This window comes from Methanolobus sp. ZRKC2 (assembly GCF_045291185.1).
Lineage (GTDB): Archaea > Halobacteriota > Methanosarcinia > Methanosarcinales > Methanosarcinaceae > Methanolobus.
In genome coordinates this window covers 1,318,211-1,341,049 of the sequence record NZ_CP146980.1, presented here as the reverse complement: position 1 = coordinate 1,341,049, position 22,839 = coordinate 1,318,211, and the positions used below count along the sequence as shown (strand labels likewise).

Sequence of the window (22,839 nt, the reverse complement as noted above, 5' to 3'; positions counted from 1 at the left end):
ATAATAAAAATCTAAAATAAGGTTGATATTCTTCATGAAAATGAATCCTGAGACAGAGATTATCGAATCGCTTGCAAAGATCATTCTTGTTGCTGCAAGAACCGCACCAAAAGGCAAAGGAATCGATGATATCGTGACCTTTATACCGGATGATTCCGAAAAGGCCGAGCTTACAAATAAAATGGAAGAGTTAAGTGAGATCAAGGGTTTGAAATTCCTGATTCGGGATGCAAAGAACGTCAGGGATGCTGATGCAATAGTCCTCATCGGTTTGAAGTCATCAGGTGCAAGTGGTCTTGACTGTGGAGCTTGCGGCTTTGGGACCTGCAAGGAAATGCTTGAAACCAGGAAGGTTAAAAAAGAATTTACCGGTCCTCATTGTATGATCAAATACATGGACCTTGGAATTGCAGTGGGGTGTGCGGCTGCAAAGGCAAAGGATCTGTGTGTGGATAACAGGGTTCTATATACGGCAGGAGCAGCAGCATGCTATTTTGATATTGTGGATGCGGATGTTGCTATGGGACTTCCGCTGAGTGTCAAGGGTAAGAACATCTTCTTTGACAGACCGTCTGTAAAATAGGCGGTCTTCTTGCATATATTGAAAATAATTGCTGATTTGTTTGATTAATATTAAGTTCAATCTTTTTCACAAACTGGAAGACAGATTATTAATATATAAAAAGTTGAATTCTTATTTCTATACAAACTGCCAGGATACTGAGCATGGATAAGCTACCGAATGTCACTATCAGGCTATTCAGGGAAAATGACTATGGAGCAGTTGCCAGCATTCTTGTTGATTCTTTTATGGATAAATTCTACTCACTGGCAAATCTACCGAAAGAAACGATGATTGAGTTCTTTAAAGACTCCGGTATTGTCGGGAACAGAACCTTTGAAGGATATTGGGTAGCTGAAGCTAATGATGAAATTCTTGGTGTAATGCTATTAAAGTGGAAGAAGCAGAATCGGGTCAAAAGTCATAGTAATTTGAGTTTTGTCCAATTATGTCAGAAATATGGATTTTTTAAAGTAATCAAACTATTTCTGGGACTGTTCGTGTTAAGCTATGAAGAAATCAGCGATGATGAATGCTATATAGAGCATATCGCTGTTAGTTCCGAATCCCGTGGGTTGGGAATAGGTACAAAACTCATTAATTTTGGAAGCAGATTCGTAGAGAGTACTCCTGGCCTGAACAAATATTCTCTTTCTGTGGCTTCGAGCAATAAAAGAGCAATTGATCTATACGAGAGTTTGGGCTTCGTGCTTGAGAAATCCAAGAACAGCATGATATCAAAGTTGTTAGTTAACGAGGGTAGCTGGTTATATATGGTCAAACATTGAGTTTATTTCAAAATCCTGTTTATGATACTTTTCCCTTACAATAGGAAAAATACACAATTTAGTAGCTTTTGGTTTTTTATTTCTGATATTGATGCTTCCTAAGCTTCAATGGAACATCTTCTTGTAGTGAGGGTAAGCATCTTTGACAAATATCCATTGAGTTTCAGCACTATTGTCATCGAAGAGATAATATATATTTTTAAAAACATATTTATATATTTGATAATAATATGTTAGTTGATATTTATGGAGAAAATCATTCAAAATCTGGATTTAATATTTGTAGCTGCTTTAGCTTTGGATATACTAATCGGTTATAAAGTTTACACTTTTTTGAAAAAACACATTTTCCGTTTTCTTCACTTAACTGAATAAATACGACTATATTGTACTTTTCAATCTATTTTTACAGAACTTAGGCTGTATGGTTTTGCGAGCTTTAGTAAAGCCACTTTTAATTTTCACAATGCATAATTTTTATATATTAGTAACTCCGTATTTCAAATATATTTGAAACAACTGCTACGTATGGTTTATAATTGAATCCCATCCCGGTATTATCAGGAGTTCCAAGTATCAGATAAGCGGAGAATAATCCAATGGTAACAAAAGCATGCATCGTAAAACAGCCACAAGGTCTTGCCTTTTTTGAAAAATATCTTCCATTATGGGTTTTTCTTTGTATTATTGCTGGAATCCTGCTTGGAAGATTTGCACCGGATCTGGCACTTTATCTTGACAGTTTGGCAATATATGTTGACGGAGCACCTGTAGTCTCTATTCCCATAGCTATCTGCCTGTTTTTCATGATGTATCCAATTATGGTTAAGATCGATTTTGGGGAAGTGCTCAAAGCCGGACAGAACCTGAAGCCTGTGGGGCTTACGCTATTCATCAACTGGGCAATCAAACCTTTTAGCATGTACTTGATATCCTTTTTCTTTTTGGGTACTGTTTTCATAGGCTTCATTGGCCCGGAAGCAACAGATCTTGTAAAGATGCCTTTCGGGCTTGATCTTCCCGTAGGTGCGACTTATGGTGAAGGTACGGTTGTACTGGAGAACGGCATAAAGATGCTGGAGATTCCTCTATGGAGAAGCTATCTTGCAGGCTGCATACTGCTGGGAATCGCTCCCTGTACTGCGATGGTACTGGTATGGGGATACCTGGCTCGCGGAAATGACTGCCATACTCTCGTGATGGTTGCAATCAATTCCCTGACAATGCTGTTTCTCTACGGTCCTCTGGGTGGTTTCCTGCTTGGTATAGGGATGCTTCCCGTACCGTGGGAGGCGCTAGCACTGTCGATCGGAATATATGTGGCACTTCCTCTGGCTGCGGGTTACGCTTCCAGGAGACTGATTATCCGTACAAAGGGTGAAGAATGGTTTAACACGAATTTTGTCCCTCTGCTGACACCGGTTACGATAGTAGCGCTTCTTGTTACACTTATACTGCTCTTCAGTTTCAAGGGTGAGACAATACTTGCGCAGCCACTGACAATCCTATGGATAGCAGTGCCGCTTTTCATACAGACAGTGTTTATATTCCTGCTTGGATATGTGCTTGCAAAGTTCCTGAAACTGACTTATGAAGATGCAGCACCTTCGGCGATGATCGGGGCTTCAAATCACTTTGAGGTTGCGATAGCAACTGCGACGATGCTCTTCGGATTGTCATCAGGAGCTGCACTGGCAACTGTTGTAGGTGTGCTTATTGAGGTTCCTGTAATGCTAATGCTCGTGAGGTTCTGTCTGAGGACAAGAGGATGGTTTAGTTGACCATTCCTTTTCTTTTTCGCACGTCTTTTCCCAGGCTTCTGCAAATTCCTGTACTTTTTTTATTAGAATTTTTATTAGAATAAAGATGTATCTGAAAGTAAAACTTTTAAAATAAATAGTAGCTATCTACTGATAGTGTCAGGAGAATAGCTATGTTTACGAAAAAAAAGCTCATTTGTTCTATATGTATCCTCCTCATGGCCACGTTTGTTACAGGATGTACCGGACCCGAAAACATGTCTCCACCATCTGGAAATCCTGATGAAGCATCGGGAGAAGAAGTCGAGAATCCTGGTATCTCAGAAGACAAGACTGTTAATAGGGATTCGGAAATGGAAGTTTCAGAACCCGGGCAATATGTCGTTACAGATACGATGCAGGACAAGTACTATAATGACAATGGAAACGTAATCAAATCTCCATCCCAAGGTGACGTATTTTATGGCCAGGATGCTCAGTATGATGGCACAAAACCTGGTTTTGTGGATAATGACGATGGGACTATCACTGACCAGAGTACCGGTTTGATGTGGCAAAAAGAGATCACAAGGTCGGATTTCAGTGATGCAGAGGATTATGCTGCTGCAGCAAAAACAGGTGGATATGACGACTGGAGAGTTCCCGCGATAAAGGAATTATATTCCTTAATGGATTTTCGAGGAACTGATCCCAATCCTACAGCAAACTCTGCTTCCGGGCTTACTCCCTTTATTGATACTGGTTACTTTGATTTCGAGTACCCTGAAACCGGAAGGATAATTGATGCCCAGTATATTACCAGCACTGAATATGTTTCTACGGTAATGAATAATGACGATGCTTTCTTCGGACTCAACCTTGCTGACGGAAGGATTAAAGGCTATCCTCAGGATGGCGGGCCTTTGAAGGTAGATGAGGGAAGATACTATCTGAGACTTGTAAGAGGAAATGAAGCATACGGAACCAACCTGTTTGTGGATAACGATGATGGTACTATCACAGACAAGGCTACCGGATTGATGTGGGTAAAGTATGACAGTGGAAGTGATGAGTTTGCTGGAATGCTGTCAGGTTATACAAATGATGATGGTTCATTGAACTGGGAGGAGGCCCTGGATTTTGCAGAGAGCCTGGAGTACTCAGGTTATGACGACTGGCGTTTGCCAAATGCAAAGGAATTGCAGAGCATTGTGGATTACACACGTTCCCCTGACACAACAGGTTCACCTGCAATTGATCCTGTATTTGAAAGTACGGAAATCGTGAACGAAATGGGTGAGGATGACTATGGTTTCTACTGGACCGGTACTACACATGCAAGATCCAATGACATGGGCTCGAGTGCCGTTTATGTTTCGTTTGGAAGGGGAATAGGCTACATGCACGGAAACTGGATGGATGTTCATGGTGCAGGTTCCCAGAGGAGTGATCCTAAATCAGGTGATCCTGATGATTTTGGTAATGATGCTCCGCAGGGTGACGCGATAAGAATTTATAATTGTGTACGTCCTGTACGTGGTTAATTACTTTTGTTTGAGAATGAAACTGTGTCGATGATGAAGGATATGTGTTAACAGGTGTGTGACAGCAGCTATTGGCAATGCTGAAATAGAATTAAGAAATAGGTATATCCATGGAAGTTAAAGATGTGATGAATCCGGATGTCGTAGTATGCAACCCTGAGGATACTATCGGGGATGTTGCACGAATGCTCAAGCAGAACAACATAAGCGGACTTCCTGTTGTGGAAAATGACAGGGTTGTCGGGATTGTGTCCGAGGGTGACCTTCTCAAGTTGCTTGAGGTACCTGAGCATACCGGGCTCTGGCTCCCGAGTCCCTTTGAGGTTATCGAGGTTCCTATCCGGGAGCTTATTAACTGGGAAGATACAAAGCGAATGCTCGATGACATTGGTTCAAAGCCTGTAGAAGAGATTATGAAAAAGAATGTATACACTATCTCCCCGGAGGATTCTATTGAAAAAGCTTCCGAGATTATCACAAGGCATAAGATTAACAGGCTTCCTGTTGTTGAAGACGATAAACTGATAGGAATTGTTACCCGTGGTGACATCATCCGCGGACTTGGCAAATTGTGAAAAGAGGTTATATGAATTTCATTGAAGGCGGTATCTGTGCGGTAAAGGGTGTGCGTGCAAGTGGCATCAAACCCGGGAAGATGGGACTGGCGATAATGCAGGCAGAAGGAAATGCTGCCGGAGTGTACACCAGAAACAAGGTAATTGCAGCTCCGCTGGTGGTTACTAGGGAACATATCACAGATACCGGCAGGCTTGCCGGAATAATTGTTAATAGTGGCAATGCAAATGCTTTTACAGGTGAGCAGGGTATTGCCGATGCTAGGATGATGGCATCTGCACTTGCATCAAAAATGGGTGTTGACGAGAACTTGATAGGTGTGGCTTCCACGGGTGTTGTTGGACACAAGCTTGATACTGGCTGGATCAGTGATCATCTGGACGAGGTTCTGGCTTCCCTGGACGAGGATGCTGATGCCAGTATGAGGGCATCCCGTGCCATTATGACTACTGACACTGTCCCTAAGGAAGTTGCTATCGAGATGGAATCCGGCATTCGCATCGGAGGTATTGCCAAGGGTGCAGGCATGATCGAGCCGAATATGGGTACTATGCTTGCCTTCGTGTACACGGATGCTAAGGTTCACCCGGATGTATTGCAGTCGTGTCTTACAGTTGCTGTTGACAAGAGCTTCAATATGATAGTAGTGGACGGTGACACAAGCACCAATGATATGGTGCTGGTGACAGCTACAGGCCAGTCAGGTATTACTCCTGAACTACCTGACCTTCAGGCAGGTCTTGACCTTGTACTTACCGAGCTTGCCAAGATGATAGCAGCCGACGGTGAAGGCGCCACCAGATTGATTGAATCCAAGGTAACAGGTGCAGCGACAGAAGAGGATGCCTGTCTTGTAGCCAAGGCAATAGTCCGCTCCCCGCTGGTAAAATCCGCCATATTCGGCGAGGACCCCAACTGGGGACGTGTTGTGGTGGCAGCAGGCTATTCAGGTGCCGGTATGGACCAGACAAAGATATCCCTTTCTTTCTCGGCAGGTACCGAGGTCGCTGAGCTTGTAAAGGACGGCGAGGTTGTCAAGAATGACAAGGAGACCCTGTCTCATCTGAAATCCATCATGTCACAGGATGAAATTATCATAATAACTGACCTTGGCATGGGACATGAGAGTGCAACTGCCTGGGGGTGTGATCTGACATACGATTATGTCAGGATCAATGCCGAGTATACGACTTGATTACCTTTTTATAATTCGTCTGATATTTGAGGAAAGCAATGTATAAGATATACGTGGACGGACAACATGGAACCACAGGCTTGTTGGTAAATGAACGCCTGGCAGATCATCCGGAAGTTGAGATTCTGGAAATTCCCTATGAAAAGCGTCATGACAGGGAATTAAGAACTAAGTTACTCAACGAGGCCGATCTTGTATTCCTCTGCCTGCCGGATGAAGTGGTAGAAGATACTGTGAGCCTCGTCACAAATCCAAACACAAAGATCATCGATGCATCTACAGCGAACCGCTTGAATGATTCATGGGCTTATGGTTTGCCTGAACTCTCCGCCTCTCATAGGAATAAGGTGGCCGGAGCAAGCAGGGTTTCTAATCCCGGCTGCCATGCAACAGCTTCAATTGTTGCTCTGTATCCACTGGTTCAGGAAGGCATCATCTCCAGAGAAACGGTCACTCCATTGTTCTCCATCACTGGCTATACCGGTGGCGGGAAGAAAATGATCCAAACCTATGAGACTACAGAAGAGCAGGCTTACAAAGCTCCAAGGCAGTATGCTCTGGGACTGACTCACAAACATGTGCCTGAGATAATGGTTCATTCCGGCCTTAATTTCAGACCCATTCTCATGCCTGTGGTTTCCAATTTCCCGAGGGGACTGGCTGTCACATTGCCTCTGTCCGTAAAGGATCTGGAAAAAACTGTGGAAAAACAGGATCTGTATGGTCTCTACCAGAAATACTATGGGGATTCAATTTTCATCCGTGTTCATGCAGTGGATGATACAGAGGATCTAGTGGACAATGCCTTTGACGTGCAGGGAAGCAATGATACCAACTATCTGGATCTCTACATTTTCGGTAATGACGAACAGATACAGGTGATTTCCCGTCTGGACAATCTTGGTAAAGGTGCATCAGGTGCAGCTATACAGAATATGAACATCATGCTTGGTATGGATGAGACGACGGGTCTTTTGTGAGAGTAATTTTTGTATCTTGATGATGATTGCAAAATCATCACTTTAGCTTATTTGTCTTTTACATGTTTTTCATATTAACTTTGTTTCAGTCATAACTCTCTTTTTTTATAAAATATTTTGTGAATTGGATACTTAATTTTGGAAAGACTCAATATGAAATCACACTTGCGATTTTGAAAGTAGTAGTATTATTATAATGCATCATCAATTAAAAAAATTTATTAACTAATGCTTCCTTTCCGTATACTATTTAAAGAGATTGATGTAAGCTCTCAATTAATGGTGCAAACTAATGAATTACACTAAATCAAAGCAAAAAAATGTCAATTTAATGTTTTTGTGACTACTTTTCAAAAATAATCAAGGTAAAGAAGGTAACCCAACCTGATAAAATTGTTTGGTAGTGTTTGCTACACAATTTCGCAAGCAAGGTCTTAGGATAATCATATTAAAAATATTGAAAACAATTTATGCAACATTATATACAAGGTGATAATGTGAAAAATGAAAATGTGATAAAAAGTATATTTCTCACGATTTTTTTGATGTTATTTCTAATACAATCTGTTTCTGCTGATACTGGCAACAACGATGATTATTTCATAGCTTTTAATGAGAGTGGTGGTTCAGAGGAACCACAAGTGAATGCTACTTTATCTTACTGGATTGAAGGTGTTGACAGTGACGACAGGACCTTTATGAAGGTTGATGAGTTAGCGCCTTCTGAAACAGAGGTCTATGCTGTTCAGAAGGAGAACGGTTATGCACCAAATGGTGATGATGTCTTTGATTTCTTTGAAAATGCGCAATCATACACAGAAGGTACAAATGATCCTGGAGACTGGAGTATAGATTCTTACAACGGATACAATGGTGGAATCTCAATAAAAGCAGTTTCCAGCAGAAATAGTTATGACTTTGGTTCGAGAGTACTTGAAACAACTGGAGTTAAGGATAATTCTGGATGGGTGGATTGTTATGTTAGATTCAAACAAAATATCACCATTCCTCAAAATAATTATATCTTTGAATCAAGGCTAAATCCCGGCTATAAAGACTATTTTGGTAAATGCCATGCAGAAGTATGGATAGATGATGCATTGCTGTACAATGATAATCCTTGTGTGGGTTCATCAGGTACTTGCGACCAGTGGTATAATATCTCATTTAGCTTCAACGATAGTTGCAATGTCATAAAAATAGGAAATCATTTTGACAGTCTTTATACAGGTACTACCCGTGCAGCTTTTGATGATATCGTAATAAGAAAATATGCATCAATTGAGCCAACTGTACTGGTTGAAGACATGGGAACTTGGTATAAGGTAACCATAACCAATAATGCAACTGAAACACTAAATGACTATCAGGTACCTATACCATCTGCAGATTTGAACATTAGTTCAACTGAAGAAAGTCTATACATTGTTAAAATGGATAGCTCTCAGTCTGTAATGATTTCTGAATCTGATTTCACTAGCAACAAAATCATCACTATCTCTCCATCCTCTGATGGAACCTTGACAGATTATCAGATGAGCTTCGCTATTAGTTATGAACCTGAAATGCAGTCTGATTTCGATGATCTTCGGCTCACTGATGAGAATGGAGTTCTTCTTCCATACTGGATTGAGGAAAAGACCGATTCCACCTCTGCAAAGGTCTGGGTAAAGGTTCCTGTGATCGATGGAACAAATGGTGCAACTATCAGGATGTATTACGGTAACTCAACAGTTTCATCTGCTGAAAACGGAGAAGATGTTTTCGAGTTCTTCGATGATTTTGATGGTACCTCACTGAATGCATCTAAGTGGTTTGTAAATCTTCAGAGTGGTGGATCTTTCTCCGTGTCAAATAGTATTTTGTATTTGAATAACCCGGTTGAAGTTTTCTCTACACAAGTATTTGATTCCTCTACTCCATATGAGGTTGTTTTTGATTCTCGTTTAGACAATTTGGCATATGGCTGTAGTCATATCGGATTTATGGACCCTACGCTCTCCAACATGTCATCCCTATATCATTACAGAACTGGCAGATACTATACACGATCAATAAATAACGGCTCATCAAAAACAAATCAATGGCCTGACATTGAAGGAATTGAAGGTGAGTACCATAAATGGTATATACAGTGGAATTCCGGTTCGAATGTTTCTACATCTATTGAAAATGGAAATGTATATTCTGTTGTTGAAAATGTTACAGCAGCTCCGTTGAATGTTGGAATTAGTACCAGGCTGGATACTATTTATGATCATGATTCCAAAGTTTGGACTGATTGGGTATATGTCAGAAAATGTACCGAGAATGAACCTGAGTATTCAATATCAGATATTGTTGATACTTCAGGTTCTGCTAGAACTATTGTCATCTCCAATTCAGGTTCTGATGGAGAGTTAACAGATTTCCAGTATACGCTAGATGACAGGAATTTACCTGATTATGCAACAGGATATGAATATCTACATTACTACTACGACTCGAACTTCACTCAAGAGATTCCTCAGTATCGTGATGAAACTGATAGTTCCATAGTCACTCTCAAACTTGATTTGAATAATGGTAATACGATAATCTATGAGCGCGCAGAGGATGAAGAGGCAGTCAGTGATATTCTCTCTGTTTTCGATCTCATTGAAGGGCTGGATACTGGAGGTACAATAACTGCCAGTAGAACTCCGGAAGTGGGGACTATTAATAACATACTTGACAACAGCACATCAACTTCTGCTTATTACAAAAATGATTATTCTACCTATATAGTCAGGGACTTTGGAGAACCTGTGTACATGTACAAGCTGCGTACGGCATTTGGTACTGCAGCATCAACTCAATACATAAAAGTTTCAAATGATGGCTCTACATGGACAACTTTAGCTTCATGGCCTGGAGCTGACTACAGAAGCACTGTCACGCCGTGGTATAGTGTTGATAATTCATGGCGATATATTAAGCTTGAGAAATCTGGTATAGGATGGCATTCATATCATGTTTTGAATGTATTGTCAAGACAGGATGCTATCAATACAATATCTCACACTTATGAATTAGCATCTTCACCTAATGGTACTACCAATTCAAGTATCTCAGAATCAGATTTTACTAACAACAAAACCATCATTATCTCTCCTTCAACTGATGGAACCTTAACTGATTACCAGATGAGTTTTGATATCGGTTATGAAACTGGAATGCAACTCGATTTCGATGATCTAAGGTTCACTGATGAAAACGAAACTTTGCTTCCTTACTGGATCGAGGACAAGAATGATTCGAGTTCTGTAAAGGTCTGGGTAAAGGTGCCTGTGATCGATGGAACAAATGGTGCAACTTTGAAAATGTACTATGGAAATTCTACTGTAGAGTCGGAATCTGATGGAGATGCAGTATTTAAGTTCTTTGATGATTTTTCTTCCTCTCTTGATACAGATAAATGGACTACTGTCTATCACACTCCAAATGGAGGTAATTGCGATGTTGTCACTGAAAATGGAAAATTAAAGGTAAGTGTTCGGGGTCCCTCATATAGTGTGAAGACAGAGGCATACGCAAAGACTCAAGTCTCTTTTAATTATGAAAATACTCCGTTAGAGATTGAATTCTCTGCAGATCAGGTCGTATCAAGTGGAGAGGGTGCATGGTGGAAATCAGGTTTTATCCTTTCAAATGATACAACTATGCCTCACAAAGAAAGCACTGGCCATTACACGCCGGATAATGGTATATCTATACGCCAACCACAGGATGGATATGGAAGTGAAGGTACAGCTATTGATGTAGATTCATATGTTGATGGCTCCTCCACTCCAATATATTATATCTCACATAATCCCGGTTCACACAAATTCAATCTTATAATGGATAAAGAAAACGTGACATTATATGTGGATGATGTAATGGTTGCAGAAAATGTAAAGCATAATCTCATAGAATATGATTCTTATATCTATTTCTTGCGTTCATCAGACCAATACATATGGAACACCCAGAAATGGGATTATGTCATGGTTCGCCAGCATGCTCCCAATGAACCCATATACTCAATTGAAGATCAAGTTCCAGAGAATACTTTACCTTCCATTTTCAGCAACAATAAAACTATCACCATATCTCCTTCAACTGATGGAACCTTAACCGATTACCAGATGAGCTTTGATATAGACTATGAAGCTGAGATGCAACCTGATTTCGATGATCTCAGGTTCATTGATGAGAATGGTACGCTGCTTCCTTATTGGATTGAGGAAAAGATAGATGGCAGTTCTGCCAAGGTCTGGGTAAAGATACCTGTGATTGATGGACTTGATGGTTCTACTGTTAAATTGCACTATGGTAATTCCACAGTGAGTTCAAAATCTAATGGTAGTACTGTCTTTGAGTTCTTTGATGATTTTGAGAATACTGCAGTTGGTAATACCGGAGGCTGGTCTCTTGAAAAGACAGGTTCATTCAATACAGCTCAATATATAAAGGTGATTTTGGATGATACTGGTGACTACACCAATGTCATGGAGACATATGTTTATCAGGTAGGTGATTGGGCAGGCTGGTACTATACTTGGGCAAGAAAAGACCTATTGATTCCCGCTGGAGATTATATTGTTGAATGTGATTCTAGGACATCGCACACTGACGCAACTTATCGGAAAACTTCTATACAGATAAATGAAGTATTTAAATATCAGGCAGCTCCTCCAAGCAAGGACTGGCTCCACCATTCCTACAACATTCTTGATTCTTCTATAACATCTCTCCGACTTGGTCAGTATGCCAACTTGCATACAGCGTATAATCGTGTCCGATATGACGATGTTATTATACGAAAATATACGTTAAATGAGCCAACCTACATCATGGCAGAAGGACTTGCGGCCCCTTCTGGTCTGGTAGCAACTGGCATGAATACTTTCATGCGATGGGATTGGAATGATGTCGATGGTGCAGATTCTTATAATGTCAGTTTATCAGACGGATGGCATAACGGTACTGTAAGCACAACCATTGATGATACTTCAATTTCAGCACATGGCAACTCAACAATTGAGGTATTTGCTTACAATGCTACCTACAACACGTTATCAGAAGGTGCTTTTAGTTATCATGTGCTTGAGGACAATGTTCCTATAATAAGTGACGTTCCTACAAGTAATTCCGTAACTATCGAGGACACTATTAATATAGATGTCAATGCAACTGACTTGGATTCAGATACCCTTACATTCGGATGCAACAGGACTGATTTGTTCAGTGACTTTAACACTTCAAGTGGTGAAGGTTCATGGTCTATTTCTCCGTTCATTGAATCTGGGACTTATGATGTAGAGTTTACTGTCAGTGATGGTTATGGTGGAAGTAACTCTTCAATAATGTCAGTAAATGTAACTAATAACTTGTCATTAACACAGGAAAACTACTATATTGACATCGACTACGCTAGTGGAAATGTCTATGTAATGGACAATGTTACAAATGGTATCAATAATACCTATTATATCGAAAAGACTAGCGGATATAGTAGAGGTGGAGATTCTGTAATGGCAATTTATGATGATTGTCCTAGTTCAATTGATACATCTGTTTGGGAAAATCATGGTATGCAGACAAGTACCACGCATTATATTTCAAGTAGAGCATACATGAACAATGCCGGATCTGGTGGCAAAGATTATGTTCAACTTAAGAATGGACTAACATTACCACAAATACCAATAATAACCGCATGGATGTGGAGTTCAACCTATTGGACAGCTCAAGAAAGTTACATCAAAATGATAATTGATGGACAGCCTCTATATTGGGGTGTCAGAAGTGGTACTTCAAAGAAAAATCATGTCTATTATTGGGATGGTTCATACCACGTTGCAACTACTTCAAAGAGTGGTTGGGATAAACTGGAAATAGTGTTCGATGAGGACAACTTCTATCTATATGCTGATGCCAATCTGGCATTCAGCGACAGCTACGAGTCATTTGATGACACATACCTTGTGATGGGTGATGATATTGCTAATACACACTATGCAGCTACTTGGATTGATGAAATCTCAATCAAGCAAAGTTCACACCTCGGACCTGATGTCACAGTCACAGATATGGGATCTTACTACCAAGTTGATGTTGCTTCTGATGTATCCTTAATAGATTATCAGATTCCAATACCTGTAAAAGACCTTGGACTATCATCGTGGTCCGATTCATTGAATATTCAGTCTGTTGATAATGGTCCTGCAACTTATCCGCCAAAACCCGTGCTTCTTGATGTCACCGCTGACATGACTTCTGTGACACATAATTGGGTTAACAATACTGGAATAGCAACAGGCCACTATGAAGTATACGATAGCGGTATTCTTGTGCAGAATAACACAAATACATCATATACTGATGTTGTGGGCTTTCACAATGCTTCAACGATAACAATCTATGCAGTAAGTGCAGGTGGTTATCTCTCGGATGGTGTCAGAAGTGAGGGAATGAGCAACTTAGCACCGGTGATGGATGTAATCGGAGACGGTGCTTATCTTATTGGTCAAACCATCACTGTCGATGTCAATGCAACTGATGATGATGATGTTTCTCTCATTTACGGTTGTAACAGGACTGACCTGTTCACAGATTTCAGCACAAGTGATGGTACAGGTACATGGACTACTAGTGCACTTGGAGAATATGTCGTAAAATTCACTGTAGATGATGGAAATGGTGGAATTGATACTGAAAATGTGACATATACAGTTGTGTTACCGCCTGATACTCCAACAAATCTCGATTACACAACAGGAATATTCAATGTGAATTGGACATGGACACCCGTAACTGGTGCAGACTTATACTACGTAAATGTTGATGATACATGGTATAATGACACTGCTACGCCGTACTTCTTATATGAAGCTACAATGGATTCACAGGTTGCAAAGCCACATAGTACATCAAATATCACCATTTACAGCTACAATAGCACCTACGAAATATTGTCTGAGACATATCTTGGTGGAATGGCTACAATGCCAAACCACGATATCAGCATTACAAACTTCGAAAATTGGGTAAACATTACTGATTTAGAGAATGTTTCGGTAGCTATAACCTACGCTGACTCTGATAACGATGATTATCCGGGTGAGAACAGATTTGATGATGCTACTGTTGCATCTGGGACTACTGTAGGTTGGACAAAGGGTGGCATAGGTACCATGTCAGCAGTTTCAAGAAGTCCCGATTACTGCATAAAGATCTCATCAGTTGGTTATGATATGGTATGGGCTTCACAGACACTTAACCTTACGGATGTTAGCATTCTCTCAATGAGACATGTCTATAGTGATTGTTGGAGTCCAGGAGAAGGCGCTTACTTCCAGTTGGATGGTTCAACATATGCTAGGTTCCATGACGATTGGTCAAACCGTGTTATCAACAAGAATGTTTCTAATTTGAACGGAATGCACACTGTTACCTTGAAGGCAATCGGTGGTACCATGACTGCTGACGACTTCTTTGCGATTGCGGAATCACCAGACTATGATACAATAACCTATGGATGTAATCGGACTGACCTCATTTCTGACTTCAACACTTCAACCGGTACAGGTACTTTCAAATCAGCAGTAGGTATCTATCCGGTGGAGTTCACTGTATCTGATGGCTATGGTTCAACTGACAGTTACGTTATCATTTACAACGTTTCGGCTTCAAACAATCCGGTCACTATAACTGATGTTCCAACTAGTATAACGGTGACTGAAACCGAGTCAATCTCAATAGATGCTAATGCATCAGACATAGACGACGATACATTTACTTTTAGTTGTAACAGAACTGACCTATTTCCCAACTTTAATTCATCTGATGGTACTGGTACGTGGGATACAAACCTTGGGGATGCGGGAACATATTACATCGAATTCGGTGTAGATGACAATGCAGGATCCACTGACAATCAGACTATGGAAATAGTAGTTATAAACGCGCCTTTACCCAATGGTACTACCAGTTCAAACATCTCTGTTAATTTCCTTGAACCAAGTGAATACAGTCTGATTCAGGCTGGAGAAAGTATAGATTTCATACTTGAAGCAAGAGACAATACCACCAAATTCGATCTAGATGGTTTTTCGGGATATGTGAAATTGGAAGGACCTGAAGATGCTTCTGAACACGTTTTCCTTTCAAATGTAAATGGTAATCTAAGTGGTCAATATTATGTAGAAGAAAATGATCCGGATGGTGTATGGCTTGCAACTGCAACTGTTTATAATAGCACTCTGGTCATAAATGAAACTACTATACTCTTTAAAACAGGTCCGTACATAATCCAGTCCTATGCTGAATCCAGCGCTTACGTAACAGGTCAGGATATTAACTTCACAGCAATTGCATTCTCAGCAGACAATGTCTCACAATATCTTACTTTAGATGATCTGAACATGAGCCTGGAGTTATATCCGTATAACAATTCTACATCTGCATTCGGTCCGGTTTTCATGCAATATGATTCTAATTCACATGAATTTGGGTATACTGTTAATTCCGGTTCAATTGGCCAGGGTGTCTACACTGCAATAATAACAGGTGACGATGGGAACAGCCACATAGAAAATGCAAGTATGCAGATTGGCATTTCAGATGATTTTAATGTCAATGTAGACGTTGATAGCAAATCCCATAATCGTGCAGAAACTGTTGGAATTTACGGTTCTGCTGAATACTTGGATGGAACTCCAATGGTAAACACTTCAGTCAGCTTACTTTTGGATGTTGATGGTTTCCAGCGTTCATACACTGTTACCACCAATGAATCTGGTGATTTCACCTATGCTTTCGAACCCTTAAGCAATGAAGCCGGTACTTATCTGCTCAACGCTTATGTCGTTAACAATGGGATTGGAAGATCAGCAGATACGGATTTCGTAATTCATGGTCTTCGCATCAGACCTGTCTCATCTACAATAGACATGTGTGAAAATTCCACACATAGTATCCAGTTGGAGCTAAGCAACCTGGGCGACACAACATTGACCGGTTTATCTTTTAATATAACAGATACCGACCCTGCAGATAATGTGACCCTCGTAGTAAACGGATCGATTCCATCCGAACTTGCTCCTGATGAAAGTATACCTATCCTGTTAAATGTACAAGCAGGTTCACTGGTTACTGAAAATACAACATTTGATCTTCGTATGTTCAATAACCAAACAGAATGCACAGCAAACCTGACCGTGAATCTGTTTTCCGATACTCCGGTTTTAAAGTGTCAACCTGGAAATATTGAAGTTGGCCTTAACAAAAACCAGACGACAACAAAAACAGTGACCCTGTATAATGCTGGTTACGGCAACTTGCAGAACGTAACTTTAGAACATTCAGGAAGCCAGTGGTTCACAATAACTACTGACACGCACTTAGGAGATATTCTACCCGGTGATGAATTCTCCTTTGATATCAACCTGAATTCCTACAATGTTGATCTGGGAACTTACACCGACACAGTCCGTGTAGTCAGTGACAACCATGATGATGTGCAGATCGGTCTTGCTCTGTATGTCACAAACCTTCCTTCAGGAAGTGTAAATTTCAATGTATCCGACAGTATTGGAAGGCAGATCCCGGGTGCAGAAATCATGCTTCTCAACAGAGAGACCTATGACGACTATTATGGTAGCACGAATTCTTCAGGTAATGCCCTGTTCACGAACCTTAAGGTTGGAAAATATTTCTACGACATATCATCTGATGGAACAAACACTCTTCCTCAAAGAGGATATTTAGAGGTTGAACCGTCTCCGGTACCAGACGAGATCGATATCAATCTTATGATGAAACTTGGGAACTACCACTCAACAATTACTCCTATAGATATTGATGATACGTACCAGGTAATCTTGAATGGCACGTTTGAAACAGATGTTCCGGTGCCTATAATCGTTGCATCTCCGCCGAATTTAGTTTACAGTCTGGAACCAGGCGATGAAATATCCGATAATTTCAAACTTTCAAATTATGGGCTTATATCTGCTTATGATGTTTCAGTATCTGCAGTCTCCTATGAAGGAGTGATAATTGAACCTCTGGTGAACAATATCGACAATCTTAAAGCAAGAAGCAGTGTCGAGATTCCTTTTAAAATCAAAATTAACGAGTCTGATATAAAGTCTGAAAGATTAAAAGGACATTTTGACATAACGAGTAATTATGTTCACTATGTAAATGATAAAAAAGTGGCAACTTGTGTTGGAACACAAGTTCCTGTATATGTTAAGATTATTGATGACGTTAATTTAAAAATTAATCCTCAGTATCTCTGGCTACATTCTGTTAGTGACACTTTAAATCCAGAGAGCCATTTACCTGTAACATATGAATTGCACGAAAAAGTAGTGACTGCACAGAATCTGGAGACAGATAAAAATATAATCTTAAGCCCTGCAATTGGTGCGTCTTTAGACTACAGTATAGAAACAATTCTGAAACACGGAATGCCTGATGGCGGTAGTGGTTGGGCCGGTGAATTCGAACCTTACGTAATAAAACCAAACTCTACTGCTACTTTAAATCTCACTGAAGTGACAATATCCACTCGCATAACCGAGATTCTTAATATAGATATAGATAATTTTCTATCTTTGCCAGCAGTAGAGTTTGGTATTCTTGGGTTTTCTTATGGGAAAGTAGATACTAATGTTTCACAAGATGACGTGAATAATTGGATTCCTATGTACTATTATACGGAAAGAGCTTATATTCCTATTTGTAAAGTTACCGAATCTCGTCCTACTGGTAACTCCTCCAATGATAAATTCACAGTTGAACATATTAGTTATGCAGTAAAGGAGATGATCTATGCTTTCGGAGGTATTCCACACGCCTTTATTTCACTTATTGAAGATCGTGAATATTATGGAGGTAATGATGGAGGCAGTTCATTAGATTATTCTGGAACACCATATATACCACCTGATGATATCGAATGGATTAATATTCCACCTGAATTGCTCATTGAAGAACCATTTTCTATAATTAATGAAACGGTGCATGTGAAGGTAAAGATCACAATACCTCAACTAGTATTTATGGAGAGGGAAGCCTTCCAGTATGATGTAGAAGTCTTTAATAAAGGGTTCAATGATGAATGGGAGAATGTCAGTTTTGATCTGAATATTCGACAGAATGGAACTTTAGTTAATGATATGTTTTTCACCAATACTCCTGAATTGAGTGGTATAGATGCCATAGATGGATCAGGGGTACTTCCCCCTTCTTCACCTGCAAGTGCAGAATGGTTAATAATACCTAATACGGGTACCGGCGGAACTGATCCTGAAGGAGAGAGCTATACAATTTCAACAACGATCTCCTATAGTATCAATGGAGAGATATATGAAATGGAAATGGAAAGTTTTGAGTTCACCGTCCTGCCTTGCCCTGAAATGGTTCTTGATTATTGCATTCCCGCTAATGTAGAAGGCAATGAACCTTTCAAACTAATGGTAGTGGCTACAAACGATGGTTATGGACCGGCAAATCATTTTTCTATCGAATCATCACAACCTTTGATCTATGAAGATCTCTCAGGTCTTCTGATCGATTTCAAGATAATCGAAAGCCAATTGCAGGGTGAACCACGAAGCAATTCTCTGACAATTGACTTTGGTGATATCCTCCCGGGAGAAAGTAAGATTGCTACATGGGATATGGTCACAACTCTTGATGGAGAATTTACCGAGTTCACAGGAGAATATACCCATGCTGAAGAACTTGGTGGTGTGGCAACATCCCTGATACGGGAAATTAATACGCATATTATCCAAAGCCCGGTGGATGGAATGGAGGAGACTTATGACTACATTATGGCAAGCAAGCTTAATGAAGAGCAGTATACACTAATTGATTCGTCCAGCGGTATTTCCAGATCAGTTAAAAATGCGAACTATACGCTTGTTGGAAATGATTCTTCAAGTGCAAGTCTGGATCTCAGTATGGAAACACATGCCAATGAATGGATGGTAGCTTCAATCGATGATCCGTTTAATAATGAAGTCCCGATTGAAAAAGTTGTGCGGACCTTAGATGATAGTGAGATTCCTGCGCAGAATAGCTGGTTGTCAGATGGTAAAATATTCCTGCTGGACTACTGTAATGGAGGTTTTGATGGGAATTACAGTGTACAGTTTGAACGGGCCGACTTGCAAGCCAATTTTTCCGCCAATATAACTTCAGGGCTTGAACCGCTATCTGTACAGTTCACGGATCTTTCCACAGGTGCCAATAACTGGACCTGGGACTTCGGCGACGGTTCTAACGTATCTGGTACACTTGCTCCAACCCATGTTTATGCTGACAATGGTGTATACAACGTTACTTTGACCGTAACCGATGATGATGGAGGGATCGATACTGACGCTCTGGAAATAACTGTCAGCAACGTTGCTCCAGTTATTGATATCGGCTCCGATGTGATTGTTGATGAAGGCGATGTTGTTTCGTTCTTCGGAAACTACAGTGATACTGGTACTGCCGATACTCACACCTTTGTGTGGGACTTCGGCGACGGTTCTAATGCAACTGATACTCTTGTTCCAACCCATGTTTATGCCGATAATGGTGTATACAACGTTACTTTGACTGTAACCGATGATGATGGAGGAATTGGAACTGATACTCTGGAAGTAACTGTTAACAACGTTGCTCCAGTTGTTGATATTGGCTCCGATGTGATTGTTGATGAAGGCGATATTGTTTCATTCTTCGGAAACTATAGCGATAACGGCACTGCCGATACCCATACAATTGAGTGGGATTTCGGTGACGGTAGCAATTCTTCAGATACACTGACTCCAGAACATGTTTATGTGGATGATGGAGTCTATAATGTTACTCTAATTGTAACTGATGATGATGGTGGAACCGGAACTGATACTCTGGAAGTAATAGTTACATCGAGCAATGAAAGAACGGTAACCGTAAATTTGCAGGATAGTTCAGGATTACCTCTCACAGAAGGAATCGTCAAATATTATGATGGAGGCTGGCAAGATTTTGGAACTACTGATGAGCATGGTGAAGTAAGCAAAAAACTACCAGTTGGAAATTACAAGTTCAGAATGAGCTATGCCTATGGTTCTAACGAGAAGTATCAGAATGTAGGAATCAATTCCACTGTTGTTTTCTCTACTGTCGATGCAACCATTGAATTAAGGGATAGTAACGGTAGTTTGCTTGACAATGGTTCTGCTCAATATTATTCCGGTAACTGGTATGACCTTGGATCTCTTGTTAATGGTAGTTCTCACGTGGAATTGTTACCTAATAATTACAAGTTCAGGATGAGTTATGCCCATGGTTCTAACGAGAAGTATCAGGATGTAGGAACTAATTCCACTGTTGTTTTCTCTACTGTCGATGCAACCATTGAATTAAGGGATAGTAACGGTAATTTGCTTGACAATGGTTCTGCTCAATATTATTCCGGTAGCTGGTACGATCTCGGAGCTCTTGTTAATGGTAGTTCTCACATCGAATTGTTACCTAACAATTACAAGTTCAGAATGAGCTATGCCCATGGTTCTAACGAGAAGTATCAGAATGTAGGAACTAATTCCACCGTTGTTTTCTCTACAGTTGATACAACTGTTGAATTAAGAGATAGTAACGGTAATTTGCTTGACAATGGTTCTGCTCAATATTATTCCGGTAGCTGGTACGATCTCGGAGCTCTTGTTAATGGTAGTTCTCACGTGGAATTGTTACCTAACAATTACAAGTTCAGAATGAGCTATGCCCATGGTTCTAACGAAAAGTATCAGAATGTAGGAATCAATTCCACCGTTGTTTTCTCTACAGTTGATACAACCGTTGAATTAAGAGATAGTAACGGTAATTTGCTTGACAATGGTTCTGCTCAATATTATTCCGGTAGCTGGTACGATCTCGGAGCTCTTGTTAATGGTAGTTCTCACGTGGAATTGTTACCTAACAATTACAAGTTCAGAATGAGCTATGCCTATGGTTCTAACGAGAAGTATCAGAATGTAGGAATCAATTCCACTGTTGTTTTCTCTACTGTCGATGCAACCATTGAATTAAGGGATAGTAACGGTAGTTTGCTTGACAATGGTTCTGCTCAATATTATTCCGGTAGCTGGTACGATCTCGGAGCTCTTGTTAATGGTAGTTCTCACATCGAATTGTTACCTAACAATTACAAGTTCAGGATGAGCTATGCCCATGGTTCTAACGAGAAGTATCAGGATGTAGGAACTAATTCCACTGTTGTTTTCTCTACAGTTGATACAACCGTTGAATTAAGGGATAGTAACGGTAGTTTGCTTGACAATGGTTCTGCTCAATATTATTCCGGTAAATGGTACGATCTCGGAGCTCTTGTTAATGGTAGTTCTCACGTGGAATTGTTACCTAACAATTACAAGTTCAGAATGAGCTATGCCCATGGTTCTAACGAGAAGTATCAGGATGTAGGAACTAATTCCACTGTTGTTTTCTCTACAGTTGATACAACCGTTGAATTAAGGGATAGTAACGGTAGTTTGCTTGACAATGGTTCTGTGCAATACTATTCCGGTAGTTGGTACGATCTCGGAGCTCTTGTTAATGGTAGTTCTCACGTGGAATTGTTACCTAACAATTACAAGTTCAGAATGAGCTATGCCCATGGTTCTAACGAAAAGTATCAAAATGTAGGAACTAATTCCACTGTTGTTTTCTCTACAGTTGATACAACCGTTGAATTAAGAGATAGTAACGGTAATTTGCTTGACAATGGTTCTGCTCAATATTATTCCGGTAGCTGGTACGATCTCGGAGCTCTTGTTAATGGTAGTTCTCACGTGGAATTGTTACCTAACAATTACAAGTTCAGAATGAGTTATGCCCATGGTTCTAACGAGAAGTATCAGGATATAGGAACTAATCCAAATGTAGTGTTTTTCACCGGAAAAATAATTTCAGATTCTGATACATGCATCCATTATTATTCAGGAGGCTGGCAAGTGTTCACCAATGGTATGGAATTACTTTCAGGTTCGTATAAATTCAGATTTAATGATGGAACATCAGAAAGATATTACAGTATAGGGTCCAGCACTGTTAATACAATATATTAGGTACTGCTTTTAAGAAAAAAGTTGGAAATTTAATTTTCAATTTTCTTCTACATTTTTTCTTTTTCTTTGCTCCAAAGGATTTCATAGCTACCATCTCTAGTTGTTCTTTTGTCAGTGAATGTGTGTTTTCTGAACCATAACCTTTGTCTATATGGTAGATGAGGCCGAGGATCTGGTAGATAATGCCTTTGACGTGCAGGGAGCAATGATACCAACTATCTTTATCTCTATATTTACGGCAACAAAGAGCAGATACAGGTTATTTCCCGTCTGGACAATCTGGGTAAAGGTGCCTCAGGGGCGGCTATACAGAATATGAACATCATGTTT

General features: G+C 40.1%; 8 protein-coding genes. All 8 read left to right on the top strand.

The window, feature by feature from the left end; genetic code table 11:
• Positions 1–34 precede the first annotated feature (34 nt).
• The 8 genes from V7O62_RS06265 to V7O62_RS06230 all read left to right on the top strand — a co-directional run bounded on the left by V7O62_RS06265 (position 35) and on the right by V7O62_RS06230 (position 22,509).
• Entirely contained in the window at positions 35–583 is a 549-nt protein-coding gene (locus tag V7O62_RS06265; RefSeq protein WP_406658147.1) for a ferredoxin domain-containing protein, read from the top strand.
• Between the two features lie 143 nt (positions 584–726).
• Complete coding sequence (locus V7O62_RS06260; RefSeq protein ID WP_406658146.1) at positions 727–1,350, top strand: GNAT family N-acetyltransferase; 624 nt, start codon at positions 727–729, stop codon at positions 1,348–1,350.
• 599 nt (positions 1,351–1,949) lie between these two features.
• Entirely contained in the window at positions 1,950–3,131 is a 1,182-nt protein-coding gene (gene arsB / locus V7O62_RS06255; RefSeq protein WP_406658145.1) for an ACR3 family arsenite efflux transporter, read from the top strand.
• Between the two features lie 152 nt (positions 3,132–3,283).
• On the top strand, positions 3,284–4,633 hold the full coding sequence (locus V7O62_RS06250; protein WP_406658144.1) for a DUF1566 domain-containing protein: 1,350 nt from the start codon (positions 3,284–3,286) through the stop codon (positions 4,631–4,633).
• 110 nt (positions 4,634–4,743) lie between these two features.
• A complete protein-coding gene (locus V7O62_RS06245) occupies positions 4,744–5,208 on the top strand; it encodes a CBS domain-containing protein (RefSeq protein WP_406658143.1) in 465 nt (154 codons plus the stop codon).
• An 11-nt stretch (positions 5,209–5,219) separates the two neighbouring features.
• Positions 5,220–6,404: a bifunctional ornithine acetyltransferase/N-acetylglutamate synthase gene (gene argJ / locus V7O62_RS06240; protein ID WP_406658142.1), complete on the top strand. Its 1,185-nt coding sequence runs from the start codon at positions 5,220–5,222 to the stop codon at positions 6,402–6,404.
• Positions 6,405–6,442: 38 nt separating this feature from the next.
• The gene (gene argC, locus V7O62_RS06235) at positions 6,443–7,384 is read left to right on the top strand and encodes an N-acetyl-gamma-glutamyl-phosphate reductase (RefSeq protein WP_406658141.1); all 942 of its coding nucleotides are present in this window, start codon (positions 6,443–6,445) and stop codon (positions 7,382–7,384) included.
• Positions 7,385–7,929: 545 nt separating this feature from the next.
• Positions 7,930–22,509, top strand: coding sequence for a DUF2341 domain-containing protein (locus V7O62_RS06230; RefSeq protein WP_406658140.1), 14,580 nt, complete (start codon positions 7,930–7,932; stop codon positions 22,507–22,509).
• The last annotated feature ends 330 nt before the right edge of the window (positions 22,510–22,839 follow it).

Coding starts and splice junctions, on each gene's coding strand:
- V7O62_RS06260 (WP_406658146.1), top strand. CDS start 727: ATGGATAAGCTACCGAATGTCACTATCAGGCTATTCAGGGAAAATGAC.
- arsB (WP_406658145.1), top strand. CDS start 1,950: ATGGTAACAAAAGCATGCATCGTAAAACAGCCACAAGGTCTTGCCTTT.
- V7O62_RS06230 (WP_406658140.1), top strand. CDS start 7,930: ATGTTATTTCTAATACAATCTGTTTCTGCTGATACTGGCAACAACGAT.
- argC (WP_406658141.1), top strand. CDS start 6,443: ATGTATAAGATATACGTGGACGGACAACATGGAACCACAGGCTTGTTG.
- V7O62_RS06250 (WP_406658144.1), top strand. CDS start 3,284: ATGTTTACGAAAAAAAAGCTCATTTGTTCTATATGTATCCTCCTCATG.
- V7O62_RS06265 (WP_406658147.1), top strand. CDS start 35: ATGAAAATGAATCCTGAGACAGAGATTATCGAATCGCTTGCAAAGATC.
- V7O62_RS06245 (WP_406658143.1), top strand. CDS start 4,744: ATGGAAGTTAAAGATGTGATGAATCCGGATGTCGTAGTATGCAACCCT.
- argJ (WP_406658142.1), top strand. CDS start 5,220: ATGAATTTCATTGAAGGCGGTATCTGTGCGGTAAAGGGTGTGCGTGCA.